The sequence below is a fragment of the Bacillus sp. KICET-1 genome (assembly GCF_027721405.1).
Lineage (GTDB): Bacteria > Bacillota > Bacilli > Bacillales > Bacillaceae > Bacillus > Bacillus velezensis.
On record NZ_CP113515.1, the window covers coordinates 1659441 to 1684700 of the forward strand.

Here is a 25260-nt window from a genome sequence, read left to right on the forward strand (position 1 = left end):
TTTTGTTCAGCCGGCAGCAGCAAGCCGGCTGTTTTTTTATAGAGATATCCATCAATTGAACCTTTATTGACAGAAGGAAAATGTATCTTATGCATTATTGACTGAAAAATTAAAAAATGAGATATTATAAGAAACATTGTAAAATAATGGGGGATTTGATAGATGGATACATATAATAAGAGCGAGAGCATCTGGAATAAAAATTTCACCCTTCTGTTTATCTCAAGGCTGGTTAAATTGTCAGGCGACGGTTTTGCCTTTAATTCCATTCTATGGTTTTTGATTTTTGACGGGGAAGGCGCGATCGGCACGTCCCTGCTCATTGCGGTCACGTTCCTTCCGGAGGCGATGCTGGCGCCGATTACCGGGCCTTTTATGAAGCAGCATACGCTGAAATTCTGGATGTATTTCTCCGACCTCACGCGCGCGGCGGTCGTGCTGATTATTCCGATCTGTTATTTTAACGGTTTTTCTCCTTTATGGTTTGTCATGCTTCTCATGATTGTGCATTCAGCCACGGGAGCCGCTTATAATCCTGCATCTATCTCATTAATCCCCAATATTGTCAGAGAAAACAGCCTGCAGAAAGCGAATGCGGTCATCCAGTCATCAGGCCAGATCGTCAGGCTTGCCGCCATTACGCTGAGCGGGGTGTTCTTAACATTTATCAGTCCCGCTTATTCTTTGTTTATCGCTCTTATATTCTATCTTCTATCAGGTTTTCTCGTACTCTTTATGTCATACCAAGTCCGGCATGCCAAACAGGATACCGTCGCCGTCAGACAGCGCGGGACGTATTTCGGAAGGCTCAAACGGGGTTTCGTTCTGGTCAGGAAACACCAGATTTTATACCCGCTCGCCATCTATTGTATCTTCATGAATTTTGCGGCCGCTCCGTGGGAGGCGCTCTCTGCCGTTTATGTCGCCGAAGATTTAAACATGCCGCCGATCATCTACTCGCTTTTGAAAGCGACAGGAACGGGCGGAGCCTTTTTAATGGGTTTTATTTTGGCTAAGGTGAAGGTGAACAAATACGGTCTCCTGTTTGTGTCAGCGGGAATCATAGAAGGAGCGGCATTTTTCATTACCGGCCTCAACACTTTTCTGCCGCTCGTCTTCCTCGCCGCGTTTGCGTTCGGATCTGCCGTCAGCGCGATTAATGTGCCGGAATATACGATTATTCAGACGTCTGTGGACCACGATGACCAGCCGCAAGTCTATGCTGTCATCCATATGATTTCAAACATATCCATTCCGCTCGGCGCGGTTCTTTGCGGATATGCGGCTAACGCCTTCGGTCCCGGAAAAGTCATTGCCGCCGGCGGTCTCGTTGAAGTCCTGTCCGGTCTCGGAATATTGTTCTTTACGAAGCTGGCCAAAGCCGAACGCTCAGATCTCATCAGGGAAAAAGAAGCGAGCATCAGAATATAGATTTTTCGTAAAACGCCCTGCGCCGTCCGGTGCAGCGGCGTTTTTTTATGCGAAGGTCCGGGGGCTTATACGACCCCGGTCTGATATGAAAATCAATCTCTGACTCGTTTTGCCGGCCGCGGGATTTGTTTATAGTAAAGACAAGGAAAACGAAAGGAGGATCTGCATGAATATAAATGGTAAAACGGCAGGCGGCTTTCTGCTGATTGTGTTCGGACTTTCTGTCTTTTTCGGAGGAGGCCATTTCGCATTTATCATCCCGCTGGCGATCGGAGGGCTGATGCTTTACTGGGGAATCAAACGTTTTTCAAAAGGCCGGGCGGTATCGGGTATCATCGCGGGCGTCATCGGAGCTATGATTCTCGTCGGTTCTCTTCCATTTATCGTTGCGATCGGACTGGCCGGCGCCATGGTGTATTTCGGGTGGAAGATGATGAAGCAGGGCGGCTCAGACACCGCTTCCTGCCAGTATGAACCGGAAGCGGCATCACCGGGCTATCAATCCGGATTTGACTCTGAATGGGAAGAATTTCTGAAGAAAAAATAAGGAGGAAGACAAAATGGTCTTAAAAAGAATAAGAAATATGTTCGTCGCATCTGTTAACGAAGGGCTTGATAAATTAGAAAATCCGAAAGTCATGCTGAATCAATATGTGCGTGATATGGAAAGTGACATCGCCAAGGCGAAACAAACGATTGTCAAACAGCACACGATCGTTCATCAGTTTAAGAAAAAACAGGAAGACGCCTCCGAAACGGCGGCAAAACGGAAAAACCAGGCTCAGCTTGCTTTTGACGCCGGGGAAGAGGAGCTAGCGAAAAAGGCGCTGACTGAAATGAAATACCTTGAGGGAAAAGCGGCCGAACATGAAAAAGCGTATGAGCAGGCGAAAACACAGCTGGCAGAGCTGAAAGAGCAGCTGGAAACTTTAGAAACGCGCCTCCGCGACGTAAAGGATAAAAAACAGGCGCTCATCGCCCGCGCGAACGCGGCAAATGCGAAGGAACATATGAACGCTTCTTTCGACAAAATTGACAGCGAAAGCGCCTACAGAGAGTTCCTTCGAATGGAAAGCCGCATTGAAGAAATGGAAGTCCGCGTCAAATACGGCACTTCAGCTGAGGCGAACACAGAATACAGCCGCTCCCAATATTCAGATGAGGTGGAAGCTGAGATTGAAAAAATGCGCTCGCTTTCTCTGGAAAAAACAGAGCGTCAAAAAGCGGCTCATGAATAATGTGCACAAGGGAAGATCGGCGCGTTTACGCCTCTTCCCTATACGCACGTATCAATTCTCCGGCTTTTCCTTTATAATAAAATGAATGAAAAAGGATGGAACGTAATGAAGCGTAAGATTGCCAAAGGACTGATGGCGGCGTCCGTTCTGATCTGCTGTCTGTTTTTGGTGAAAGAAGTGTTTGCCGGGCGTTTTTTTCCGCTGTACGAAACAGAAGCGGAATCGGCAAGCATACCGCCGCGTGCCGTCAACAGCCTGTCGGTTTCATCGGAACAGACGGATGTGAAAATCATCGCGGAAGCGCGGAATGATATCGCGGCAAACATGACGGGACCGGCGGGGAAAATGTTTGTCCAAAACAGGGGAAAGACCCTCAATCTTAAAGCGAAGGAGAAAGGGTTCCAATTTCTGAATCTCTTTCAGCGCCCTCTGCTGATTGTCCGCATTCCGTATGATTATCATCGGGACATCACCGTCCATACATCAAACGGCAGCATTGCCATTGACGGAAACAAGGGGCTGTCTCTTGCGTACCTCGGTGTCCGTTCTGTAAGCGGGAATATGTCGCTGAAGCACGTGAAGACGGATGTGTTTGAAGCGAAGGGGCTGTCGGGCAACCTCACAGCAGCAGGCCTTGCGTCAAAAACGGGGGCTATCCGCTTATCCTCCGGACATGTCGGGCTTCAACATGCGGCGGGCGCCCTTGACGTGCGGGTCGCTTCCGGCAGTGTCGACGCCTCGCTTGAGACGGCGGATGCTCCCGTATCCGTCAGGCTTGCGAGCGGCAGCGCAGCGATCAGCCTGCCGAAAGACGGAAGTTTTACGGTGAACGCCGAGACGGCAAGCGGAAGGATTCAGCCGTCTTATTCCTTTGAGAAAACGAGTAAGGACGGCGGGGCATTCACCGGCATGAAAGGCAGCGGCGCCAGGCCGATTGATATAAAAGTGACGAGCGGCAATATTGCACTGCAATAGTCAAGGAAAGGAGGGGCAGGCAGCTGATGGCAAAAAAACAGATTCTCGGACTTATCATCGCCTTATTAGGCGTCAGCATGTTTTTGCGTATTATCGGCATCGGCGACTTCTTGTTTTGGCCGCTCTTTTTTCTGATCACAGGCTATATTTTTAATAAATATTCCCGCGGCTGGCTCGGCTCCGTCCTGTATATCTTCGCCGCTTTTTTATTTTTGAGGAACCTGTTCAGCGCCACCTTTAACCTGTTCGGCTATGCCTTCGCCGCCTTTCTCATATACGCGGGCTACAGGCTCCTGAAAGGAAAGCGCGTGTATGAACATAAAGAGAAGAAAATCAATCTTGAAAAAGAAGAGCAGCCAAAGCCTTCCGCCCAGACGGAAAGCAGACAGCCGGACCTCCGCAGCTTTTTTATCGGCGAGCTGCGGATGATGAAGGACCCGTTTGAGCTGAATGATTTAAATGTTTCCGGATTCATCGGCGATGTGAAAATTGATTTGTCAAAAGCGATGATTCCCGAAGGAGAAAGCACGATGACCATCAGCGGTGTCATCGGCAATGTCGATGTGTACGTCCCGCCGGATATCGAAGTGTCCGTCAGTTCATCGGCTTTTATCGGCGATATGAACCTGCTCGGCTCTAAGAAAAGCGGCATGAGCCCGAATCTTTATAAAGTATCGTCTGAGTACGGCGACTCGCCGCGGCGGATTAAAATTTCAATTTCGTTATTCATCGGCGATGTGGATGTGAAGTATTTATGAGGAAAAAATTACTCGCCAATATTCAGTGGCGCGCCATGCGGATGACCGCGGGGCTCAGTCTGCTCCTTTGCGCGGTGTTTATTACGCTGATGCTGCTGTATTACGGGCTTGACCCGATGCTGCTGTTTTCTTCCGGCTGGTTCGGTATTCCGTTTGTGGTCATCCTGCTTCTGGCGTCTCTTTCGGCCGGATTGATTTCCGGTTATGTATACGGAGGCCGCCTGAAAACAAGAATGGATACACTGATTGAAGCGGTTTTGAAATTTGAAAACGGCAATTTTGCTTATCGGGTGCCGCCGCTCGGCGATGATGAAATCGGTCTGGCGGCAGATCAGCTCAACGAAATGGCCAAGCGGGTCGAGCTCCAAGTCACATCGCTGCAAAAGCTCTCCAACGAGCGGGCGGAATGGCAGGATCAAATGAAAAAATCGGTCATCACTGAAGAACGCCAGCGGCTGGCGCGCGATCTGCACGATGCCGTCAGCCAGCAGCTCTTTGCCATTTCTATGATGACATCCGCCGTCTTAGAGCAGGTGAAAGATGCGGATGACAAAATCGTCAAACGGATTCGCATGGTTGAACATATGGCGGGGGAAGCGCAAAACGAGATGAGAGCGCTGCTATTGCATCTGCGGCCCGTCACTTTAGAAGGAAAAGGCTTAAAAGAAGGGCTGATTGAGCTGTTAAAAGAGTTCAAAGCGAAGCAGCCGCTGGATATTGAGTGGGACATCAGCGATACGGGTGTGTCAAAAGGCGTTGAAGACCATCTGTTCCGCATCGTGCAGGAGGCGCTTTCCAACGTTTTCAGACATTCAAAGGCGACCAAGGTCACCGTCAGACTCGGCGCGAAACATCAAAAGCTGCAGCTTAAAGTCATTGATAACGGGGCGGGTTTTACGATGGATCAAGTGAAAGCATCCTCATACGGCCTGCATTCCATCAAGGAAAGAGCGAGTGAAATCGGCGGCATAGCGGAAATTATCTCCGTAAAGGGAAAAGGCACGCAGATCGACGTGAAAGTCCCGATTTATCAGAAAACAAAAGGAGAGAACGACAGTGATTCGAGTGTTACTGATTGATGATCATGAGATGGTCAGGATGGGTCTGGCCGCATTTTTAGAAGCACAGCCGGACATTGAAGTCGCCGGTGAAGCATCAGACGGGCAGCAGGGCGTCGATCTGGCCGCAGAGCTTTTGCCGGATGTGATTTTAATGGACCTTGTCATGGACGGCATGGACGGCATCGAAGCGACAAAACAGATCTGCGCGAAACTCAATGACCCGAAAATCATCGTGCTGACGAGCTTTATTGATGACGACAAAGTGTATCCGGTGATCGAAGCGGGAGCGCTCAGCTATTTGCTGAAAACGTCCAAGGCGGCAGAAATAGCCGAAGCCATCAGAGCGGCTGCCAAGGGCGAACCGAAGCTTGAATCGAAGGTGGCGGGAAAAGTGCTGTCAAGGCTGCGCCATTCAGAGAATCAGCTTCCGCATGAAACGCTGACAAAAAGAGAACTGGAAATCCTCTGTCTCGTCGCGGAAGGCAAGACGAATAAAGAGATTGGTGAAGAGCTGTTCATTACGATTAAAACGGTAAAAACCCACGTTACGAATATATTGTCAAAGCTTGATGTCAGTGACCGCACGCAGGCAGCCGTATATGCCCACCGCAATCATCTCGTGACATAAGAAAAGGAGAGCGGCGCCAGCACACTCTCCCGAAGACAGGGTCATTGGGACATTCCCTTTGTTCCGAAATCCCTGATGGCGACTTTGACTTTGTATTCAATATCCGATTCACTGAAGTGATGGTCCCAGTCCGAGGATATCTTTTTCCATTTATCGGGATAATGAATCCGGACTTGATCGCCTAACCCGGTAATATCCACTTTCAACTCATGCTGCATGTAATCAATGAATGCCATGACATCTGAATGAATGCTGCGTTTTACCGCGTTTTTGATTTCATTTATATAGGACTCCTTGAAGGAATCTTCTTTCGGATTCCAATCCTCAGACAGACGGCCTTCAACAAACCGGGTGACGATAAACTTGAATTTTCCGTGTTTATATTGTGTTTTCACATTATATTTGCTGGAAAATACTTCGAAGGATAAATAATGATTGTCATGCTTTGCAAACGTGACGCCCCCCTTTACCGTGCCTGTGAACAGGTTCATATTCTGGACTTGTAAAGGCGTTAAATTCGCATACCAGAATTTATTTTTAATAATGGTAGCGCCCCAGATTTCCAGTCTGCTGCCCACTTGGCGCACTTGAGGAAGGGCAAAGGTCTCGCCTTTGGCGATTTTCTCGGATATTTCCCCCAATGTCACGGGCTCCATCATCCGGATGGTGACCGAATTATTCTCCGTTAAGTCATAGATCGTATTTGACGCAGGTTCTCCCTGGTCACTGATTTTGAAAATATCTTTCGTTTTATCCGGCACCGTCATCACATTGCAGCTTCTTCTCGTACCGTTGTCCCTGATAAATTGGTTCATCAATGCGTCAAGCGGAATGTTATCCTTTAACAGCGCTTCGGAAAACAGCATGATACGCAAGTGCTGGGAGAATGCGGGGTGATTTTTTAACGATGCCGTTTTTAATGCTTGATGGACGGTTTCCCCGGGAGTGGACGTTACTTTTGTCGTATCGCCTGACGACGACTGCTGGGAACTTGCTTTTTGCGGGATCAGAATCTGCTGTGTCACTTCTACATTTTCTTCCTCGGGTTTATCGAGCCCGACCCCGATAACGAGGCTCAAGTCTTCTAAATTGCGGCTGTCCCAGCACCCGGCCAAAAGCAATGTGCAAAATATGATTACGATGTATTTCTTCATTGCGCTTTTTTCACCTTCCTTTTCACAGCGACGACTGCAAATATCAGTAAAGGCAGCAAAAAGAAAACCAAGAAGATATAGCCGAGAATATCACTGAACAGCATCAGCTTGTTCGCATCCTTTGGCATCAATGACCCCAAGAATGTCGCAATCCCGACGAAGATGACGCCCTTTTTCTGCTTCAGCCCGAAAATTTTATGAAGGCCTGATGTCGCGAAATATCCGTATGATACATAGGTGGCGAAAAATTGGATAATCCAGACAACAAGCAAAAAGGACTCGAACCTTTCAATAAAAAGCCCTTTGATTTCAAATGATTGAAAGAGCGCGATCGTAGGCCAGATCATTGTTTTGACATCCTGGGTGGTTAAGGCGCCGACGACGAGCACGTAGGTAATAATGTATAAAATAATCGGGATGCCAAAGCCCATGGCCGACATGCTGAACGTGTGCTTTTTATTTTTGAGGTACTCGGGGAGAAACAGCATAATCTCAATCCCCAAAAAGGAAACAGAAACGACGGTCAAGGAGGCCATAACGGGAGAAAACCCCTGTCCGAGCACCGGCCGCAGGTTGTCGATATCAAATATTTTAAAGCTGAAAGAAAACACCACCAGCAAAATAATAATCGTAATCGTTAAATAGAAAGGAAAGAGCCTGCCGATATCGCTCATGCCGCCGATAATTAAATAAACGGAACAGGCAATAAAGATAAACAGCGTGACCGGCACGGGCGTTCTTTCCAATAAAAAGAACTTGACCATTTCCGCCATCGCCCGGGCTTCGAAGCTGGCGACTCCTATAAAATAGAGACAGATCATCAGATTGACGATATTTCCCGCCCATTTGCCGAGTCCTTCATTCATATAATCAAATAATGATCCGTACTGATGCTTTTTCATAATGAGCGTATTGAGATAAATCAAAAAGATAAAGATGACGCCTTCCAGACATAACGCGATCCAGCCGTCCGGCGAATTTGCCCTGGATGACAGCGCCCGCGGCATGGTGAGAAGCCCCGCGCCGAGCATCGTGTTTGCAATCAATGCTGTCCCTTGATAGCTTGTAAGCTTATTGTGAGTTGTTTTCTGGCTCATTTATGTTTTTCGCCTCTTTTGGTTGATTTTTAATAGGGAGACGGAGAATAGAGTCGTTTGCGTTTTTTAAGCTGAAAAATCCATTCGGCGAGAAATACGGAGAACCGAAGCTTCGCTGTCTCGATAAATGAGTGTAGATCGCCAGCATAAATAAAATCATGCCGTACAGCCCGAAAGCTGCCGCGGTAAACATCGAAATAAAACGGAGCACACGGAACGACAGACCCATCCCGTACTGCGGCACCGTAAATGAAGCGAGCGCGACAATGCTGACCACGATGACCATGATGGAGCTGACAATATTCGCTTCAACGGCCGCCTGGCCGATGACGACTCCGCCCACCAATCCGATCGTCTGGCCGAGCGGGCTGGGAAGCCTCAAGCCCGCTTCTCTCAGCAGCTCGATCGTAATTTCCATTACCATCGCTTCAATGATAGGCGGGAAGGGAACGTTTTCTCTGTTCGCCGCGATGGTGACTGCAAGCGACGTCGGCAGCAGCCCTTGGTGAAACGAAACGAGGGCGATATAAATGGACGAAAAAAACAGCGTGATAAAAATAGACGTAAACCTGAGCGCCCGGATGAGTGAGGCGGAAATCCACCGTTCATAATAATCATCGGGAGACTGCATTAAAATTCCTAAAGAAGCCGGAACCACCAGCGCAAACGGCGAGTTGTCGACAAGGATGGCGACGCGGCCGTTGAACAAGGCGGAAGAGACTTTATCAGGCCGTTCCGTATTTTGTATTTGCGGAAAGGGCGAATACTTATTATCCTCAATAAGCTCCTCAAGCGTTCCGGAATCCTGGATGTCGTCCATCTTCACTTCGCTGAGGCGCTTTACAACATCGCTGACGACAGACGGGTCCGCCTTATCATCTATGTACATGACCGTGGCGTATTTTAACTTGTTTTCTCCGATCGGAACCTTTTTCGTTTTCAGCTTCGGATGGTTCGTGCGCTGCCTGATCATGGCGATGTTTGTATCAGAATCTTCTATGAAGGCGATTTTCGGACCTCTTACGACCTTTTCGGATGTGGGTTCATTTACGCTTCTTTTTTCTCTTTTTCCCGTGGACAAAATGTATACGCTGTCAAGTCCGTTAATAAACACGGCGCATTTTCCCCGCAGAATGGAGATGACGGCTTCCTTCGACGTAAAGACGGGACGGGCGTCGATCTTATCAAGACGTTTCGCCACCGTATCCAGCGTCAGAGTGTCTTCCTCCTGAAGCAGCGTTTCAATCGCCTCTTTTATTTTGTCTTCGTCGTTCATTTCACTCAGATACATATAATAAAAAACAAGCCCGTTCGGAAGCATCTTTTTATTTTGAACCAGGTCATCATTCTGCTCTACGTGGGGAAGCACCAGTGCCAGGTTAACGTGTATGTATTCCTTGAATTCCGATTGCGCCATCGACAGTCACCCGCCTTCCAATCCTTAATTGAGGTTATCTTTTCCTGTTAAAAAAATGATATACTATGATAAAGTATTTAATGGTACAAGTTTTTTTATGAAAGCGGAGGAGAGATGTGGCACAAGTCAGACTGGCAGGGGATGCCGAAGAAATTGAACAGCTCATCAAATCATTTGAAGCGCATTACGAAGTGGCTTACACGTCGAAAGAATACCGTAAAACAAATCCGAAGTATAAATACTCTAAGGATTCGCGCGTCTATCTTGAGCTGAAATTAAAAACGGCCAAGGCCGAAAAATAAAAAGGGTTTCATCTGTTACTGGCGAATAATACTCAGGGTGAAGCAACTGTTATGGAGGGATACATAAATGGACTACAGAATTGAAAAAGACACCATGGGAGAAGTTAAAGTTCCGGCAGATAAATTTTGGGGCGCTCAGACACAGCGCAGCAAGGAGAACTTCAAAATCGGTTCAGAAAAAATGCCTCAGCGTGTTGTGAAGGCGTTTGCAATATTGAAAAGAAGCACAGCGATCGCCAACGAACGCCTCGGCAACTTAGAGTCTGAAAAAACACAAGCGATTGCCGCTGTATGTGACGATGTTTTAAACGGCAAATACGACGATAACTTTCCGCTCGTTGTCTGGCAGACGGGAAGCGGCACGCAAAGCAACATGAACATGAATGAAGTGGTGGCCAACCGCGCGACTGCTTTATTGAAAGAAAAAAATTCCGAGCTGAAGATTCATCCGAATGATGACGTCAACCGCAGCCAAAGCTCAAATGATACATTCCCGACGGCGATGCACGTTGCGGCGGTTCTTGCCGTATATGAGCAGCTCGTTCCGGCGCTTGATCAGCTGCGCGCGACGCTTGATGAAAAAGCGAAAGCTTATCAGGATATTGTGAAAATCGGACGCACGCATTTGCAGGACGCCACTCCGCTGACGCTCGGACAGGAAATCAGCGGCTGGGTATACATGCTTGACCGTTCGAAAGAAATGATTCTTGAGTCAACGGAAAAAATCCGCGCGCTTGCCATCGGAGGCACGGCAGTCGGCACGGGAATCAACGCCCATCCGCAGTTCGGTGAATACGTCGCGGAAGAAATCACAAAAGTAACGGGGCAGACATTCAAAAGTTCGCCTAACAAATTCCACGCGCTCACAAGCCATGATGAAATCACTCACGTTCACGGCGCGTTAAAAGCATTGGCTGCCGACCTGATGAAGATTGCCAACGATGTCAGATGGCTGGCTAGCGGCCCGCGCTGCGGAATCGGCGAAATCGTCATTCCTGAAAATGAGCCGGGAAGCTCTATCATGCCGGGCAAAGTCAACCCGACGCAAAGTGAGGCGCTGACAATGATCGCCGCGCAAGTGATGGGAAATGACGCGACAATCGGATTTGCGGCCAGCCAAGGAAACTTCGAGCTGAATGTCTTCAAACCGGTTATTATTTATAACTTCCTGCAGACCGTGCAGCTGCTCAGTGACGGAATGAATTCCTTCCATGACAAATGCGCTGTCGGTATTGAGCCGAACCAAGAGACGATTCAGGAAAATCTCTCTAACTCATTAATGCTTGTTACGGCGCTTAACCCGCACATCGGTTATGAAAACGCCGCGAAAATCGCCAAGCTTGCCCACAAAGAAGGCCTGACACTGAAAGAAGCGGCATTACAGCTGAACCTTCTGACAGAAGAACAATTTAATGAAATGGTGCGTCCGGAAGATATGGTGCACCCGAAAGCATAAAAAGAAAGAACGGCTGCAGATATTGCGGCCGTTCTTCTAAATAAACTGCTGTTTCAGTAAAAATCTGAGCTGTTCTGCATCTTCAGCCAGCAGGTCGGATTCCTTCAAATTCAAAATCATTCCTTTGATGATTGCCGGTTTCGGTGACTTTTTCTTCATTTCCGCTTCCAGAATATCCAAGCTCTCGGTGAATTCAGATGCTTGCGCCTTGTCCATCGTGCCGATGCGGGTGCGGAGGGTCTGCAAGATCGATTGACTTAAAGGATCGGGCTGCCCGTTATGAAGGGGCCCAAACAGCGAGCTTGCCTCATCAAGAGAAATAAATGCTTCATCATGTCTGTCCGCCATTCCGTTTACGATGTCATCAATTCTGTGAATCACGGTATTTGCCAGAAGCGAAGGCTGTACGGACCGGCCGGTCAGAATCAGATACTCAAGATACATCTGACTGATTCCTTCTATTAAAAAACAAAGCTCGGCTGTGTATGGTTCAGCTTTTTCTCCGTAAATAGCAAGAAGACTGTCGATATGAAACTGCAGGATCGACCGGCGGATTCTCTTTCCGCACTGCGCCGCTTCTTCGGTATAAGGAAGTGAACCGTCTTTCATCTGCACCGTAATAAAATCCTGATGGGCGAGAATCGATTCGTAAAACACCGCAAGCTGTTTTTGGTAAGCGGCTCTCGGACTGTCACCCTCCGTTTGGATCGTCGTGATTCGGGTAAACGTTTTATCATAGTAGTAATTCAGCATGGATAGAAGCAGTGCTTCTTTGGAAGGAAAGTATAGATAAAAAGCGCCTTTTGAGATTTTGCATTCATCGGCGATTTCCTGAACCGATGTAGATTTGTACCCTTTTCGGGCAAACAGTTTAATTGCTGCTTCAATGATCAGCTTTTCTTTTTCCTTCAATGGTTCCACCCTTTCGGAGCCAGGAGGCTGGCTTGTGCTTCTTATGTATGACTATATGGTCATATTGATATTCCGTAAATTTAACCTGATTGTAACTTGTTTTTTTGTTTTATTTTATTTATATTATAAAGTGAGCTGACCGAATGGTCAAAGTTCTGGCGAAAGGGTGAATCTGAAAATGAAAGAATTAGATGAAATGATCAGCCGCTTGCGAAACAGAGGAATTAAAGTCGAAAAGGTGAAATATCCGAAAAAGACAATTTGTGAAAAGAAATGGGTTCATCAATGCCAAAAACCGCTGAAAACAAACTACAGAGATTTTAACGGCTACTCCTTCATATAAAAAAAGACTGCAATGAAACATTACAGTCTACTTTGGTACGATAATTCGGTAGATTACACCCGATTGGCCATTTTCAATTGAAATTGATGCTTTATGCAGGGTTAAAATCCGTTTTACGATGCTGAGTCCTATGCCGAACTCGCCTTTCTTCCCTTTATTAAAAGGCTCGTACAAGCTGGATAGCATCTCATCCTCAATCGGAGGCCCGTCATTTTTAACCGTCATGACAATCTGCTGCTGATTTTGGCTGATCCGAATGTGAATCGCCGTTTCTGCATAGCGGATTTGATTTTCGAGAATGTTTTCAAGAAGTTTGCTCCATTGTTCCGGATCACCGGGCATCATTAATGCATCTTCTGTTTCAACGGTCCACGATAATTCCTTCCGGGCCCATTTGAGCCGTTCAATGACTTCTTCCGTGACCTTCACAATGTCAAATGTCTCATGGTGCACCCGCTGCTTCATTAAATAATCAAGCTTCGTTAAATATAATAAATCCTTAATTTTCTTCTCAAGTTTTTCTGCTTCGCCTTCAATGACATCAATTGTGGTTTCCAGATCCCCCTTAGGAAAAATCCCGTCCTTTATTGATTGAGTATAGCCCCTTATCACCATGACAGGCGTTTTTAAATCATGAGAGATATTTTGCAGGAGCGTTCTTTCCGTTTCATCCTTTTGTACCAGCTTGCTCCGCATGTCTTCAATGGTATGGCCTAATTTTCCGATTTCGTCTTTTCTGTCGACGATGACCGGATCATCCCAATCCTGTTTTGAAATCCGTTTGACATGCTTCTCTAAGGAAACGAGCGGGCGCGAGAGATATTTGGCAAGCCAAATCGCCGGAATCCAGCTTAACAAAATCACGCCGGCAATGATAAAGAGCAGCTGCTTGAACAGGGTGAATGCCAGATCATCACGATAAGAATCAAGGGCGTAAGACAGCATCATCGCATCCTGGCCGTTAATGGTGAGGCCTTTTTTAATGACGAAAAATACTTTTTCACCGCTGATGTCCGCGCTGTATCGTTTCGTGACGCTGTGCTGGCGGCCCGCGAGCTTGTACACCTTATGGATAAAGGAAGAAGAAAAGTAGTTCAAGTCTTTGTCACTGGCCGATTCCTCCCGTTCCGGCAGAAGAACGTGCTGAACGGATCGGAAAGTCGTCGGAGCGGTCGCATCCTCGCTGTAATATCCACGCTCGATCGATCCGGGCAGCCGGTACTCCGTCAGTACATGCTGTTCATTTTCAATGGTCGTATACGTTTCATCCGTGAAAAAATTACGCAGCGTATTTGAGAACAGCACGAGCAGCAGAATCGAAATGGCTAAGAGGATGCCTGAGATGACCACCCATATTTGAAAAGCAAGCGGCTTATTTTTCATGACGTCATCATCCTGTAGCCGAATCCGTAAATGGTCTCAACCTTTAATTCCGGCATTTTTTTCCGCAGCCTCCGCACAAGATCATCGACCACCCGGTCAGTGCCGAAATAATCATGGCCCCATATTTTCAGCAGAATATCTTCCCTGGAAAAGGGGTGTCCTTTATGGTGAAGAAATAAAAGCAGCAGATCAAATTCCTTAGACGTCAAATTGACCAGGCTGCCGGTTTCATCATAAACCTCTCGGGCATCTTCGATCACATTGTAGGAAGAAACGGTGATGCCGGTTTTCTTTGCGGCGGGCTGTTCTTTATACACGAGCTCCAGCAGCTTCTGAACCCGTATAATGAGCTCTCTCGGCAAAAAAGGCTTGGCGACATAATCATTGCTTCCAAGCTCTAACCCGAGGACTCTGTCAATATCGGCATCCCGCGCGGAAATGAAAATGACGGGCACATCGGGATCTTTTTCTTTTATTTCTTTTATCAATGTATAGCCGTCCGTATCCGGAAGCATGATGTCGAGAATCCACAAGTGGGGAGACGGCTGCATCTGCTTTCTGGCATCTTCGCCTTTTGTGAAAGATGTAATGTTCCAGCCTTCATTCTCTAAATATTTTGTGAGCAGTTCATTCAGGTTATCCTCATCTTCAACTAGATAAATGGTGTATGACAAGGCATTTCACATCCTTTCAACGTCATTATACTAGTTTTAACACACTCAAGCCGCATTTTCATAATTTCACATATTCTTTTCATTTTTATCCCACAATGTTTGTTTATGATGTGTATAAGGGAAGAAAGGAAGAAAAAAAGCGGGGAAGATAACATGTTTAAACACATTTTGTTTTGGAGCTTTGCTTTTCTCCTTATTATTGGGACAATAGAACTTGTACATGCGATGAATATGTAATCGATAGAATGAAAACATGCTAAAAGGAGTGTGCGTGAATATGAATGATCATCGAGATGACGGCAGAAGCCGCGATCAGTCAGATCTTTCACATACGGAACAAAACAGAAATGAACAGCAGCGGATCAGCCATCAGGAGCCGGAGCTGCTCGAAGGGCCCGTCTCGAAAGAAGCGGAAAAAGAGACGGCCGCCGGCGCGGAATTTGAAAAAACGGCTGCCGTGAAAAAAGAAAAAAAACGGAGAGCCGCTTGGCTGAGCCCGATTTTAGGCGGTATTATCGGCGGAGGCCTCGTGCTTGGCATTGTGCCGAACCTGCCGAGTGAGCAGCATAAGACAGAAGCCGTTTCTGATACGAAACAAGTTCAGTCTTCGAATTTTACGTCAACGCCTTTGAAAAATACCTCAAGCGTAGCGGATATGGTAGAAGATTTGGAGCCTGCGATTGTGGGAGTGTCCAACTACCAAGCTTCGCAAAGCAGCCAGTTCGGACTTGACGGCGGTTCAAGCTCTGAAACGGAAAGCGGCACGGGGTCAGGCGTCATCTTCAAAAAAGACGGCGAAAAAGCGTACATCATCACAAACAATCATGTCATAGAAGGGGCGAACAAACTGTCGGTCACTCTTTACAATGGGAAAACCGAAACGGCAAAGCTTGTCGGAAAGGATGCCATCAGTGACTTGGCTGTATTGGAAATCAGCTCGTCCAATGTCAAAAAAGCGGCCAGCTTCGGGGATTCCTCCAAGCTCCGCATTGCCGATAAAGTGATTGCCATCGGCAACCCGCTCGGCCAGCAGTTTTCCGGCACCGTCACACAAGGTGTCATCAGCGGGCTGAACAGAACGGTAGACGCCGATACATCTCAAGGCACGGTGGAAATGAACGTGATTCAGACGGATGCGGCGATTAACCCCGGAAACAGCGGCGGCCCGTTAATCAACTCAAGCGGCCAGGTTATCGGGATCAACAGCATGAAAGTCAGTGAAAACGGCGTGGAGTCACTCGGCTTTGCCATTCCGAGCAATGATGTAGAACCGATAGTCGACCAGCTCCTTGCAAAAGGAAAAGTCGAGCGCCCATTTTTAGGTGTGCAGATGATTGATATGTCCCAAGTGCCGGAAACCTATCAGGAAAACACGCTCGGACTGTTCGGCGACCAGCTGTCTAAGGGTGTTTACGTAAAAGAAGTGCAATCCGGCTCACCGGCTGCGAAGGCGGGCATCAAATCAAATGACGTCATTGTACAATTGAACGGCAAAGATGTCGACAGCAGCGCAGATATCAGACAAATCTTATATAACCAGCTGAAAATCGGCGATAAAACGACTGTTCAAGTTCTCAGAAGCGGAAGCAAAAAGACGCTGAACGTCACATTAACGAAACAAACCGAAAGCGCAAGCTGAACGCATAAAAAAAGCTGAACCTTCAACTGAGGTTCAGCTTTTTTCGTCATTCTCCCAAGTAGGCTGACAGCATCCACACATGCTTGTCCGCTTCTTCAACTAATCCGACAAACAGGTCGGCAGTTGACGGGTCATTTTGTTCCTCGGCGATGCCGATGACAAATTTTGATTCGCGGCTGATTTGTTTATAGTCTTGAACCAGTGATTCCACCATTTCAGAAGCCGTTTTTTCCTGGCCTTCATCCGTAATGGAAGCTTGTTCAAGGTAAGTGTGTAAAGTCGCCGCAGGCTGTCCGCCGATGGCCAGAAGCCGCTCTGCGATGGCATCCGCCGTTTCCGCCGCTTCGTTATACAGTTCTTCAAATTTTTCATGAAGCGTAAAGAAATGAGGGCCTTTTACATACCAATGGAAGCGGTGCAGTTTAGAGTAAAGGATAAACCAGTTTGATAATTGTGTGTTCATTGATTTCTCAACAAGAGTTTCAGTTTTTTTCGCGTTTTGTGTATTCATATTCATCGTCCTCCCTGTGATCTGTTAATTTAATTATATCACGTATCAAATAAAAATCAATACTAAATTATAATAATTATAATTTAGGTTTAAGTGAACAGCTTTTTCTTCACAACAGATTCCCAGGCGGACCACGAGAAGAGTGAGCGGAAAGCCAATGCCAGCTTAACGCCCCTGCCGATCGGATACCGCAGTTTCTTCAGCCGTTTCCTTTGTGCCAATTGATAAATCAGCTCCGCTACGTCATCAGGATCGCCGCTTTTGGATGCGTTGGCTTTGAAGTAAGCTTCGATTTGCTGATAATAGCGGTAATAAGGCGAATCTTTGGCGGGTGCCGTAAGATGATTGGAGAGAGACGTTTCCCAAATAGACGTTTTATAGGAGCCCGGTTCTATTAAAGCGGCATCAATTCCTAAAGGCAGCAGTTCGAGGCGCAGACACTCTGTAAATCCTTCAACCGCGAATTTGGAAGAGACGTACGGAGATAGAGCCGGGAAACCGGTCAGTCCGCTGATACTGCTGATATTGAAGATTTTCGCCCCGCCATGTTTTCGCATATAAGGCAGCACGGTTTTTGTGACGTGAATCAGACCGAATACATTCGTTTCATACTGCTGTCTGTAATGTTCCATCAGCACATCGTCAATAAACCCCCCGTACGCAGAGCCGGCGTTATTGACGAGCAGGTCAATCGGTCCGAAACCGCTGATGGTGTTCCCGAAGTCAGACACCGACTGCTCATTTGTCACATCTAAAGAAACGACCGTAACATGATCGGATGCACCCGCTTGAGCGGCGGCCTCTTTCAGTATTTCAGCTTTCTCCGGCTGTCTGGCTGTTGCGATGACGTGATAGGACCGGGCGAGCTTCAGCGCTGTCAGCAGCCCGAATCCGCTCGTCGCGCCGGTTACAATGGCAATTTTTCTGTTCATCTTATAATCCTCCCCGTTTGTTCTTATCTCATAGTGTATAACATCTCGCGGAAAGAAGGAGAAATCGTTCGGAAATATGTCAGAATTGTTTTATAATGGAGTCAGCTTCGGATAGAAAGGGGTAAAGAAAAGATGGCATTAAAGGGATTGAAGGAAACATGGGATTTAAACTCCATTTTTGAGGGCGGGAGCCGGTCGGAAGAGTTTCAGCAATACATACAAGAGCTCAAAAAGCATCTAAGTGCTTTTCAACATGCGGTTGAAGCGTTTACAGTTCCGGCGCATGCGGATGAAAGCCGGGACCTGATCAATCTGATCGATAGGTTTGAACGGTCAGCGATCATGATCAGGCAGGCGGGAGCGTTCGTCGGCTGTCTTCAGGCTCAGAACACTCATGATCAGAAAGCGAATGAATGGAGGGCGCGGATTAATCAGCTGAGCAGTGATTTTAAATCCGCTCTGGTCACCCTTGACGATACACTTGCCCGGATTGACAAGCGGGTCTGGGAGGAGCTGCTGCAAAAACCGGAACTTCAGGATCTCACATATGTTTTAAATGAGAGAAGAGACCGTGTCAAAGAGAAGCTCAGCGCTTCGGAAGAAAGGCTGATTGAAGGCCTGGCCGTTGACGGCTATCACGCATGGGGCGACCTGTATAATGCGGCTGTCGGCAGAATGAAGATTCCGTTTGAGGATAAAGAGCTGTCGGTCGGCCAAGCGGAAAATATGATGGCGCACCCGGACCGCCGCATCAGACGCCAAGTGTTCAAAGAGCTTAATGAAGCCTGGAAAGGAGAAGAGGAGCTTTTCGGCAGCACGCTGAACCATCTGGCCGGCTTCCGCACGGAAATCTATAAAGCGCGGGGCTGGAAAAGCGCTTTGGAAGAGCCGCTTGCGATCAACCGGATGAAAAAAGAAACGCTGGATGTCATGTGGCAGGTCATTACCGATCATAAAAAACCTTTTGCCGAATACCTGAATCGAAAGGCATCTCTTTTAGGGCTTGAGCGGCTGAACTGGTATGATGTGGACGCGCCGATCGGCGAGGCTCCGAAAGAATACACATTTGATGAAGCGGCCAATCTGATCGTCAGCCAATTTTCGACGTTTGGCAAAAAGCTGTCCGCGTTTACGGAAAAAGCGTTCCGCGATCGGTGGATAGAAGCGGAAGACCGCAGCGGCAAACGGGTCGGCGGTTTCTGCACCAGCTTTCCCGACAGCGGGGAATCCCGGATTTTTATGACGTTTTCCGGAAGCGCTTCGAATGTATCGACGCTGGCGCATGAGCTCGGTCACGCGTTCCATCAGGAGGCCATGCTTCAAGTGCGGCAGCTGAACAGAGCCTACGCTATGAATGTCGCTGAAACAGCCTCGACCTTTGCGGAAATGATCGTCGCCGACGCCGCTTTGAAACAAGCGGAAACAAAGGATGAAAAGCTGTTCTTGCTTGAGGATAAAATTCAAAGAAGCGTAGCCATGTTTATGAATATTCATGCGAGATTTTTATTTGAAACGCGTTTTTATGAAGAGCGCAAGCAGGGCGTCGTTCCGGCTGAGAAACTGAATGAACTGATGGAAGCGGCGCAGAAAGAAGCGTTTTGCGATTCATTAGGGGAATACCACCCTCATTTCTGGGCGTCAAAACTGCATTTTCATATTACGGGAGTGCCGTTTTACAACTTTCCGTATACGTTCGGTTACTTATTTTCGCTTGGAATATATGCAAGAGCTCTTCGGGAAAAAGCGGATTTTGAAGAAAAATATATCGCGCTTTTGTGTGACACGGCTTCGATGACTGTTGAGGATTTGGCGATGAAGCACCTTGGAGCGGATCTGACGGAACGGTCGTTTTGGGAAGACGCAGTCCGCCTTGCTGTACAGGATGTGCAGGAATTTTTAGAGCTGACTGAATGATAATCTGGAGATGAACCGGCCGGAGTGTTACCGCTCCGGTTCTTTTTTGTTTAATGAATGACAGCCGCCTCCCTTGGAAATACCTAAAAACGATCGGAATGGAATGGGAGTGAATCGCATGAAATGGTTCAGGACGGCGGGCGTTTTATGTCTTACGCTGATGCTGATTGCCGGCTGCCGATTGAATGAAGAAAAACGGGAAGCGGAACAAGACAGCACACCCGTGTCATCCGCGAAGCCGGTTCCTTACAGCAGCTTTTCCCTTCGCGTCAGCTACGGAGCCGGAGAGCATAACCGCTATGAAGGTTTGTATGAAAGAAAAAGCGGTCATGAAAAGGCGGACATCCGGGACAAGCTCTCAGGGGTTCACAGAGAGGGCGAGGAAGCGCTTGATGAAATGAAGATGATCCTCGGAGAACTTGCCGTAAACAGCCGGATGCAGGAAAGCGAGGTCGTCCGGCAGGTGCTCTCGGCTTTTAATTTAGACAGCCGCTATGACCATTTTTATCTGAAACTGAAAAAGAACGACGGAGAAATGACAGAAATAAAAAAATAACCGCCGTCCGCTGCTTTTTTGCCCAAAACTAATTGATAATGATATTCAGAGTCATTAATTTCTGTTACAATATAATCATGATCTCACGTTGAATGTTTAGGCAATTTGTTTATATACATAGTGTTGGGAAACTCAAAAAAGGAGCGGTTAGCGGTATGAGTGCAATTTCTACAGAGACGCTGAGCTTAGGGTACGGAGAAACTGTTATCATTGACGAATTGGATGTCGCGATTCCAAAAGGCGAAATAACTGTATTGATCGGAAGCAACGGCTGCGGAAAATCGACGCTTTTACGTTCATTGGCCCGGCTGATGAAACCGAGGGGCGGTTCTGTGCTTTTAGAAGGAAAAGCCATCGCTAAGCTTCCGACGAAGGAAGTGGCAAGAGAGCTCGCTATTTTGCCGCAGAGTCCGTCAGCTCCCGAAGGCCTGACGGTGCATCAGCTTGTGAAGCAGGGAAGATACCCTTATCAAAGCTGGCTGAAGCAATGGTCCAAAGAGGACGAAGACGCAGTGGCAAACGCGCTTAAAGCGACGAAGCTTGAGGAAATGGCCGACCGTCCGGTGGATTCCTTGTCAGGCGGACAGCGCCAGCGCGCATGGATTGCGATGACACTCGCTCAGGATACGGATATCATTCTGCTTGACGAGCCGACAACCTATCTCGACATGACGCATCAAATTGAAATTCTTGATTTGCTGTTTGAATTAAATGAAAAAGAAAAACGCACAATCGTCATGGTGCTGCACGACCTCAATCTGGCATGCCGTTATGCCCATTATCTGGTCGCCATTAAGGATAAACAGATTTACGCAGAGGGCCGTCCCGAAGAAGTCATCACTTGCGAGCTTGTACAGCAGGTCTTTGCGATGAACTGCCAGGTAACGCAAGACCCGCTGTTCGGCACGCCGCTTTGCATTCCGCACGGACGCGGCAGATGTATCGTGCAGGAAGCGGCCCTCACCGCCCGATTGTCATAATCATGAAAAAGGGAAGGGGACGGTATGGAAGAGAAACTGCAGCAGCAGCTGGACGGCCTGCTTGAAAAATACACGGAACTATTGCTTGGCGAAACAAACCCGGATGTAAAGGAAGAAGTCAGGCAGTGGATTTTGTATACACATATCGCAAAAAGCATGCCTCCGCTCGTCAAACATTGGAATCAATCCTACCCGGACGCCAAAGAGGGCATCAAAGCTGCGATACAGCACATTAAACAGCTCAATGAAGCACACAGAAAAAAACAATAAAAAAGCTTTCGGCATCAAAGAGAGGTGCCGGAAGCTTTTTTTTCTGAAAAGGAATCAATAAAGGCGCCGTTCAATTCATAGCGAAGAACTTTAATGTAACGCACCCGTTTGTTAACGTATATTTCTTCCGCTTGCTGAACCAAGAAAAAAGGACCGCCGCAGCAATCCCTTTCTCTCTTTCCTATATATCACATTTCCTTTCGGATACGTAATAACTCTTCAAATGCTTTTATATTTGTATCAAAATTGGGCACTGTTTGAGATTCCTCGGCACATTTGACTTGTGCTACAACCAAATCATGAAAAGGTGTTGAAATGCCAGTACCTTCTGCCATTTTGGGAATAACTCCATTAATATAATCAATTTCAGTTTTGCGTTTTTTCTCAAGATCCTGGAGCATACTTGCTCTTAGCAGCCTAGATGGTTCCATGGCTGCCCTAAATGTTTGGATACGTTCAGGAATATCATTTTCGCTTCTTAATTCCAAAGATTCTATATCAAGGCCGCCCATTTTCGCAAATTTGACACCATTGGCGTGTCCAACCTTAATCGTCTCATCTGCGATATGAACTGCACTAACAATGCCGATTTCATGGTCAAGAATGTCTCCGTATTCTCCGTTTAATGCTGCTGATAAACCACTGAATGCATTATTGATAAGTAATTTTGACCACTTCGTTCCAACTAAATTATCGGAAATATGTGTTCCGCCGATAAGGTCTAAAACCGATTTAATACGCTGGATTCTTTCTGTTGTTTCACCATGTAATTCTCCAATTTGAAAAGCGTACTCTTTAAATTGAGTATACTCAGTTGTAAGTCTGGATACGCCCGGTTCAATAAACGTAGCACCAAATTCAACAGAACCTGCAATAACACGTTCATCACCAACGATCGAAGCGACTTTCTGTTCAGGTATACCGTTTTGCAAGGAACATACTACACTGTCATCCTTTAAAAAAGGCAGTAACTCCTTAAGAATGGAGTCATTATATAATTGTTTCGTCAGAAGTAATATGAAATCATACTTGCCCGACTTGTTTTCAGGGGTAATGGCTTTCACCTTTGCTTGAAATTCCGTTGTACCAACTACTTTAGCACCTATTTGATTTAAAGTATCTACATGTTCTTTGTATGAATCAATCAATTCGACATCCATTCCGCCAGCAGACAGATATGCTCCAATAATGGTTCCTAAAGAACCTGCTCCTAAAACTGCAATTCTCATTGTAAACGTCTCCTTATTTTTCCTCTAAGTAGTTATAAACCGGCTGTGCTGCATTTAAGGTTAAATCCGTAATAATATGAGATGCTGAAACAACTTCTAGTACAGGCAAATCTGCAAGCGGTGCCAGAGCATGTTCAAATAATTGAAGCCGCGCCGGTCCAGTCCAGGCACCTTTAACTTCTATATTCGTTATTTGCGTTCGCACCAAATCACAAACCCTTAAATCACCATTGTAATCAGTAGCAATCTTCACCATAAAATTAGGTCGGCAAATTTCCCTTTTCGCTTTTTCCTTGTCCATTTCGAAATGTTTATATCCCATAGTCGCAGCTGCCACACGAAGACTGCCATAATCTAATGTGCCAACAAGAGTATCAGAGTCTATATACAGCTTAGGGGCACCCAATTTCTTTGGATATGCAGTAAGTTCCCGTCCGCTTGCAATAGCCGGGAAATTGTCTACATACATAGAATGTACATAATCCCCTTCTTCACCATTAAAGCTGACAGGGATGACTTGTCCCGCCTCTGTATAGGCACCAAGTCCGGAAACATCGGGCATCCACATCACTTCGAATTTCACTAAAGGTTCAGTAATTTCAAGAGGTTCCGGCACTGCCGCACGTAAAGCTTTTTCATCCGTTCGGTAAATAATATTAAGATATTCCCGGTTAACAAATTTATAGGTTGGGATAGGATAAGCAGGAGCCGTTAGTGGCGTATTTAAATTTTTTGCTATATCTTTCACATCAATTTTCATTGAATGACACCCTTTCCTTTACTGGTCGAGATTATAAAGCTGGATCAAGGTGTGGCGTTGCTTCCTATTTCAGTTTGCAGAACATTGGGGCTGAATTTTATAAAAGTGACTGATCACTCTGCTTCATATCCAGTCGGCTTATCTTGGTTAAGACATAAGCTGTTATCTTCTTCGGTAAGAAATTTTCGTGACTTTATTATGTCGTACTATAAAGATAACTATGAAATGTTTAAGGTTTATTAAAGGGTTTCATCATTATTTTTTTGAATTTTTCCCCCAATTCCAATGAGGCGGAAGACTGGCCATTCCCAGATGATATAAAAAAATCCCGCGGCATGGGACTGACCCCATAAGATGAGACAAATAAAAACACCTTCAAGTTTGAATACGGATGATTGTTAGCCGAAATTAGACTTGGAGGTGTTTTTTCTATGGGGACAAGAGTGAGTTATCCGGTTGAAGTGAAACAGAAGGCTGTAGAAATGAGATTGGCAGGCGTACCTATGAAAGAGATCCTGCAGGAGTTGAATATTAAGAATAAGACACAGGTTCAGACATGGGTTAGATGGTATAAGGCTGGTGATACACATCGATTCGAACAGCCTGTTGGAAAGCAATACACTTACGGAAAAGGTCCGGAGTATTCTTCCGATTTAGAGAAACTGCAGGCAGAGATTCGTTACCTGAGACAACAGAATGAAGTTTTAAAAAAGTACAACGAATTGGAAAGGAAGTTGATAGCGAAACGTCAGTCGAACTTGTAGAAATATTGCACAGCACAATGACCGTACAGGATATCTGTATTCATTTAGGTATCTCTCGAGCGTCTTATTATCGTTGGAAGAAGAATCTGATGAAGGATCATCCCAAGCGCCATTTGGAAAAACAAATCGGCACGTTGTGCCGAGAGCACAAGTATCGATATGGATATCGAAAAATCACAGCCATACTAAAAAAGAGAATGTGTATTAACCATAAAACGGTTCAACGTATTATGCAGAAAAATCAATGGCAGTGTCGGGTTAAGGTGAAAAAGCGCAAGAAGGATGGGCAGCCATATGCCGTGGTCGATAATATATTGGATCGGAACTTTCAGTCTGATCGTCCTCTTGAAAAACTAGTAACGGACATCACATATTTGCCTTATGGACAGAAACAATTGTACCTTTCCAGTATATTAGATTTATACAATGGAGAAGTGATTGCTTTTACTATTGGGGATAAGCAGGACACAGCCTTTGTCTTAGACACACTTGATCAGCTACCAATGCTGCCTGAGAACTGCGTGTTACATAGTGACCAAGGTTCTGTGTATACATCTTACGAGTATCAAAAAGCTGTTAAAACAAAAGGCATTACCATGAGCATGTCCCGCAAAGGGACGCCCGCTGATAATGCCTCCATCGAATCGTTTCATTCCTCGCTAAAGTCTGAAACGTTCTATCTTAACAGCATTGATCGAACTACGACTGCCATCGTAGAACGCACTGTCATAGAATACATTCATTATTATAACAATATTCGTATTCAAACCAAACTAAACAACCAATCACCGATAAACTATCGGCAATTGGCTGTTTAAAAGGTGTTTTGACCCCTGTCTCAAAAACGGGGGGCAGTCCCGCATTCGCGGGCTTTTT

Annotated in this window: 25 protein-coding genes and 2 pseudogenes; 17 read left to right on the forward strand and 10 right to left on the reverse strand. The window is 46.5% G+C overall.

All coding sequences use genetic code 11. The annotated features are described in order from the left end of the window. Nucleotides 1-162 precede the first annotated feature (162 nt). The 7 genes from OVA33_RS08465 (at nt 163) to OVA33_RS08495 (ending at nt 6091) form a co-directional block, all read left to right on the forward strand. Entirely contained in the window at nt 163-1431 is a 1269-nt protein-coding gene (locus OVA33_RS08465; RefSeq protein ID WP_014418851.1) for an MFS transporter, read from the forward strand. A 166-nt stretch (nt 1432-1597) separates the two neighbouring features. Then, a complete protein-coding gene (locus tag OVA33_RS08470) occupies nt 1598-1978 on the forward strand; it encodes a hypothetical protein (protein ID WP_063637061.1) in 381 nt (126 codons plus the stop codon). 13 nt (nt 1979-1991) lie between these two features. Further along, a complete protein-coding gene (gene liaH, locus OVA33_RS08475; RefSeq protein WP_007410057.1) occupies nt 1992-2669 on the forward strand; it encodes a stress responsive protein LiaH in 678 nt (225 codons plus the stop codon). Nucleotides 2670-2774: 105 nt separating this feature from the next. Next, entirely contained in the window at nt 2775-3644 is an 870-nt protein-coding gene (gene liaG / locus OVA33_RS08480; protein WP_063637060.1) for a LiaG family protein, read from the forward strand. A gap of 26 nt (nt 3645-3670) precedes the next feature. Further along, nucleotides 3671-4402 (forward strand): cell wall-active antibiotics response protein LiaF, encoded by a 732-nt coding sequence (gene liaF / locus OVA33_RS08485; protein WP_003151794.1) that lies wholly within the window; start codon nt 3671-3673, stop codon nt 4400-4402. Continuing rightward, nucleotides 4399-5481, forward strand: a complete 1083-nt coding sequence (liaS, locus tag OVA33_RS08490) for a two-component system sensor histidine kinase LiaS (RefSeq protein ID WP_003151796.1) — start codon at nt 4399-4401, stop codon at nt 5479-5481. Before liaF ends, liaS begins: the two co-directional genes overlap by 4 nt. Beyond that, nucleotides 5459-6091, forward strand: a complete 633-nt coding sequence (locus OVA33_RS08495) for a two-component system response regulator LiaR (RefSeq protein ID WP_017418943.1) — start codon at nt 5459-5461, stop codon at nt 6089-6091. Before liaS ends, OVA33_RS08495 begins: the two co-directional genes overlap by 23 nt. Before the next feature lie 41 nt (nt 6092-6132). Here OVA33_RS08495 and OVA33_RS08500 read toward each other — a convergent pair whose 3' ends face one another. From OVA33_RS08500 to OVA33_RS08510, 3 genes are read right to left on the reverse strand one after another with little or no spacing between them, the layout of a single operon-like run. After that, a complete protein-coding gene (locus OVA33_RS08500; RefSeq protein ID WP_025649265.1) occupies nt 6133-7245 on the reverse strand; it encodes a Ger(x)C family spore germination protein in 1113 nt (370 codons plus the stop codon). Next, nucleotides 7242-8342 carry a spore germination protein gene (locus OVA33_RS08505; RefSeq protein ID WP_025649264.1) on the reverse strand — a complete coding sequence of 367 codons (1101 nt, stop codon included), beginning with the start codon at nt 8340-8342 and terminating at the stop codon, nt 7242-7244. Before OVA33_RS08505 ends, OVA33_RS08500 begins: the two co-directional genes overlap by 4 nt. After that, a complete protein-coding gene (locus OVA33_RS08510) occupies nt 8317-9759 on the reverse strand; it encodes a spore germination receptor protein GerAA (protein ID WP_063637059.1) in 1443 nt (480 codons plus the stop codon). Before OVA33_RS08510 ends, OVA33_RS08505 begins: the two co-directional genes overlap by 26 nt. 116 nt (nt 9760-9875) lie before the next feature. On the opposite strand from OVA33_RS08510, the gene OVA33_RS08515 reads away from it, so the two are divergent. Together OVA33_RS08515 and fumC are read left to right on the forward strand one after the other, a co-directional pair. Beyond that, nucleotides 9876-10061 carry a YvzF family protein gene (locus OVA33_RS08515; protein ID WP_017418947.1) on the forward strand — a complete coding sequence of 62 codons (186 nt, stop codon included), beginning with the start codon at nt 9876-9878 and terminating at the stop codon, nt 10059-10061. A 67-nt stretch (nt 10062-10128) separates the two neighbouring features. Further along, a complete protein-coding gene (fumC, locus tag OVA33_RS08520) occupies nt 10129-11517 on the forward strand; it encodes a class II fumarate hydratase (RefSeq protein ID WP_063637058.1) in 1389 nt (462 codons plus the stop codon). A 36-nt stretch (nt 11518-11553) separates the two neighbouring features. On the opposite strand, the gene OVA33_RS08525 is transcribed toward fumC, so the two are convergent. Further along, nucleotides 11554-12429: a TetR/AcrR family transcriptional regulator gene (locus OVA33_RS08525; protein WP_017418948.1), complete on the reverse strand. Its 876-nt coding sequence runs from the start codon at nt 12427-12429 to the stop codon at nt 11554-11556. 178 nt (nt 12430-12607) lie between these two features. Here OVA33_RS08525 and spxO point away from each other — a divergent pair, with 178 nt between their 5' ends. Then, on the forward strand, nt 12608-12772 hold the full coding sequence (gene spxO, locus OVA33_RS08530) for an anti-adapter protein SpxO (RefSeq protein ID WP_270777847.1): 165 nt from the start codon (nt 12608-12610) through the stop codon (nt 12770-12772). A 27-nt stretch (nt 12773-12799) separates the two neighbouring features. On the opposite strand, the gene OVA33_RS08535 is transcribed toward spxO, so the two are convergent. Both OVA33_RS08535 and OVA33_RS08540 read right to left on the reverse strand, forming a co-directional pair. Next, nucleotides 12800-14155, reverse strand: a complete 1356-nt coding sequence (locus tag OVA33_RS08535; protein WP_014418842.1) for a two-component system sensor histidine kinase CssS — start codon at nt 14153-14155, stop codon at nt 12800-12802. Beyond that, a complete protein-coding gene (locus OVA33_RS08540; RefSeq protein WP_014418841.1) occupies nt 14152-14829 on the reverse strand; it encodes a two-component system response regulator CssR in 678 nt (225 codons plus the stop codon). Before OVA33_RS08540 ends, OVA33_RS08535 begins: the two co-directional genes overlap by 4 nt. A gap of 277 nt (nt 14830-15106) precedes the next feature. Here OVA33_RS08540 and OVA33_RS08545 point away from each other — a divergent pair, with 277 nt between their 5' ends. Then, nucleotides 15107-16468 (forward strand): S1C family serine protease, encoded by a 1362-nt coding sequence (locus tag OVA33_RS08545; RefSeq protein ID WP_017418949.1) that lies wholly within the window; start codon nt 15107-15109, stop codon nt 16466-16468. 46 nt (nt 16469-16514) lie between these two features. On the opposite strand, the gene OVA33_RS08550 is transcribed toward OVA33_RS08545, so the two are convergent. Together OVA33_RS08550 and OVA33_RS08555 are read right to left on the reverse strand one after the other, a co-directional pair. Further along, nucleotides 16515-16979: a Dps family protein gene (locus OVA33_RS08550; protein WP_007410071.1), complete on the reverse strand. Its 465-nt coding sequence runs from the start codon at nt 16977-16979 to the stop codon at nt 16515-16517. An 89-nt stretch (nt 16980-17068) separates the two neighbouring features. Beyond that, nucleotides 17069-17911, reverse strand: a complete 843-nt coding sequence (locus OVA33_RS08555) for an oxidoreductase (RefSeq protein WP_017418950.1) — start codon at nt 17909-17911, stop codon at nt 17069-17071. Nucleotides 17912-18043: 132 nt separating this feature from the next. Here OVA33_RS08555 and OVA33_RS08560 point away from each other — a divergent pair, with 132 nt between their 5' ends. The 4 genes and pseudogenes from OVA33_RS08560 (at nt 18044) to OVA33_RS08575 (ending at nt 21631) form a co-directional block, all read left to right on the forward strand. Further along, nucleotides 18044-19825, forward strand: a complete 1782-nt coding sequence (locus OVA33_RS08560) for a M3 family oligoendopeptidase (RefSeq protein WP_063637057.1) — start codon at nt 18044-18046, stop codon at nt 19823-19825. A 118-nt stretch (nt 19826-19943) separates the two neighbouring features. Beyond that, complete coding sequence (locus OVA33_RS08565; protein WP_017418952.1) at nt 19944-20381, forward strand: YusW family protein; 438 nt, start codon at nt 19944-19946, stop codon at nt 20379-20381. Between the two features lie 155 nt (nt 20382-20536). Continuing rightward, nucleotides 20537-21361 (forward strand): ABC transporter ATP-binding protein, encoded by an 825-nt coding sequence (locus tag OVA33_RS08570; protein ID WP_014418835.1) that lies wholly within the window; start codon nt 20537-20539, stop codon nt 21359-21361. Between the two features lie 2 nt (nt 21362-21363). Further along, a pseudogene (locus tag OVA33_RS08575) lies at nt 21364-21631 on the forward strand (YusU family protein). Between the two features lie 188 nt (nt 21632-21819). Here OVA33_RS08575 and OVA33_RS08580 read toward each other — a convergent pair. Further along, nucleotides 21820-22860, reverse strand: coding sequence for a ketopantoate reductase family protein (locus OVA33_RS08580; RefSeq protein WP_017418954.1), 1041 nt, complete (start codon nt 22858-22860; stop codon nt 21820-21822). 13 nt (nt 22861-22873) lie between these two features. After that, nucleotides 22874-23620 (reverse strand): acetoacetate decarboxylase, encoded by a 747-nt coding sequence (locus OVA33_RS08585; protein ID WP_014418833.1) that lies wholly within the window; start codon nt 23618-23620, stop codon nt 22874-22876. Between the two features lie 18 nt (nt 23621-23638). Between OVA33_RS08585 and OVA33_RS08590 the strand changes: the two are divergent. Both OVA33_RS08590 and OVA33_RS08595 read left to right on the forward strand, forming a co-directional pair. Next, nucleotides 23639-23863, forward strand: a pseudogene (locus OVA33_RS08590) (LysR family transcriptional regulator); the annotation flags it as partial. Between the two features lie 188 nt (nt 23864-24051). Then, nucleotides 24052-25202 (forward strand): IS3 family transposase gene (locus tag OVA33_RS08595; protein WP_094246999.1). Its coding sequence is split into 2 segments (ribosomal slippage): nt 24052-24325 and nt 24325-25202, totalling 1152 coding nucleotides; the frame shifts between segments, so codons are not numbered across the junction. Nucleotides 25203-25260 lie beyond the last annotated feature (58 nt).

Excerpts from the sequence above, each read along its gene's own strand:
- OVA33_RS08550 (WP_007410071.1), bottom strand. The coding sequence starts at position 16,979 with ATGAATACACAAAACGCGAAAAAAACTGAAACTCTTGTTGAGAAATCA.
- OVA33_RS08535 (WP_014418842.1), bottom strand. The coding sequence starts at position 14,155 with ATGAAAAATAAGCCGCTTGCTTTTCAAATATGGGTGGTCATCTCAGGC.
- liaH (WP_007410057.1), top strand. The coding sequence starts at position 1,992 with ATGGTCTTAAAAAGAATAAGAAATATGTTCGTCGCATCTGTTAACGAA.
- OVA33_RS08505 (WP_025649264.1), bottom strand. The coding sequence starts at position 8,342 with ATGAGCCAGAAAACAACTCACAATAAGCTTACAAGCTATCAAGGGACA.
- OVA33_RS08580 (WP_017418954.1), bottom strand. The coding sequence starts at position 22,860 with ATGAGAATTGCAGTTTTAGGAGCAGGTTCTTTAGGAACCATTATTGGA.
- spxO (WP_270777847.1), top strand. The coding sequence starts at position 12,608 with ATGAAAGAATTAGATGAAATGATCAGCCGCTTGCGAAACAGAGGAATT.
- liaF (WP_003151794.1), top strand. The coding sequence starts at position 3,671 with ATGGCAAAAAAACAGATTCTCGGACTTATCATCGCCTTATTAGGCGTC.
- OVA33_RS08570 (WP_014418835.1), top strand. The coding sequence starts at position 20,537 with ATGAGTGCAATTTCTACAGAGACGCTGAGCTTAGGGTACGGAGAAACT.
- liaS (WP_003151796.1), top strand. The coding sequence starts at position 4,399 with ATGAGGAAAAAATTACTCGCCAATATTCAGTGGCGCGCCATGCGGATG.
- OVA33_RS08585 (WP_014418833.1), bottom strand. The coding sequence starts at position 23,620 with ATGAAAATTGATGTGAAAGATATAGCAAAAAATTTAAATACGCCACTA.
- OVA33_RS08555 (WP_017418950.1), bottom strand. The coding sequence starts at position 17,911 with ATGAACAGAAAAATTGCCATTGTAACCGGCGCGACGAGCGGATTCGGG.
- OVA33_RS08565 (WP_017418952.1), top strand. The coding sequence starts at position 19,944 with ATGAAATGGTTCAGGACGGCGGGCGTTTTATGTCTTACGCTGATGCTG.
- OVA33_RS08545 (WP_017418949.1), top strand. The coding sequence starts at position 15,107 with ATGAATGATCATCGAGATGACGGCAGAAGCCGCGATCAGTCAGATCTT.
- OVA33_RS08470 (WP_063637061.1), top strand. The coding sequence starts at position 1,598 with ATGAATATAAATGGTAAAACGGCAGGCGGCTTTCTGCTGATTGTGTTC.
- liaG (WP_063637060.1), top strand. The coding sequence starts at position 2,775 with ATGAAGCGTAAGATTGCCAAAGGACTGATGGCGGCGTCCGTTCTGATC.
- OVA33_RS08560 (WP_063637057.1), top strand. The coding sequence starts at position 18,044 with ATGGCATTAAAGGGATTGAAGGAAACATGGGATTTAAACTCCATTTTT.
- OVA33_RS08465 (WP_014418851.1), top strand. The coding sequence starts at position 163 with ATGGATACATATAATAAGAGCGAGAGCATCTGGAATAAAAATTTCACC.
- fumC (WP_063637058.1), top strand. The coding sequence starts at position 10,129 with ATGGACTACAGAATTGAAAAAGACACCATGGGAGAAGTTAAAGTTCCG.
- OVA33_RS08500 (WP_025649265.1), bottom strand. The coding sequence starts at position 7,245 with ATGAAGAAATACATCGTAATCATATTTTGCACATTGCTTTTGGCCGGG.
- OVA33_RS08510 (WP_063637059.1), bottom strand. The coding sequence starts at position 9,759 with ATGGCGCAATCGGAATTCAAGGAATACATACACGTTAACCTGGCACTG.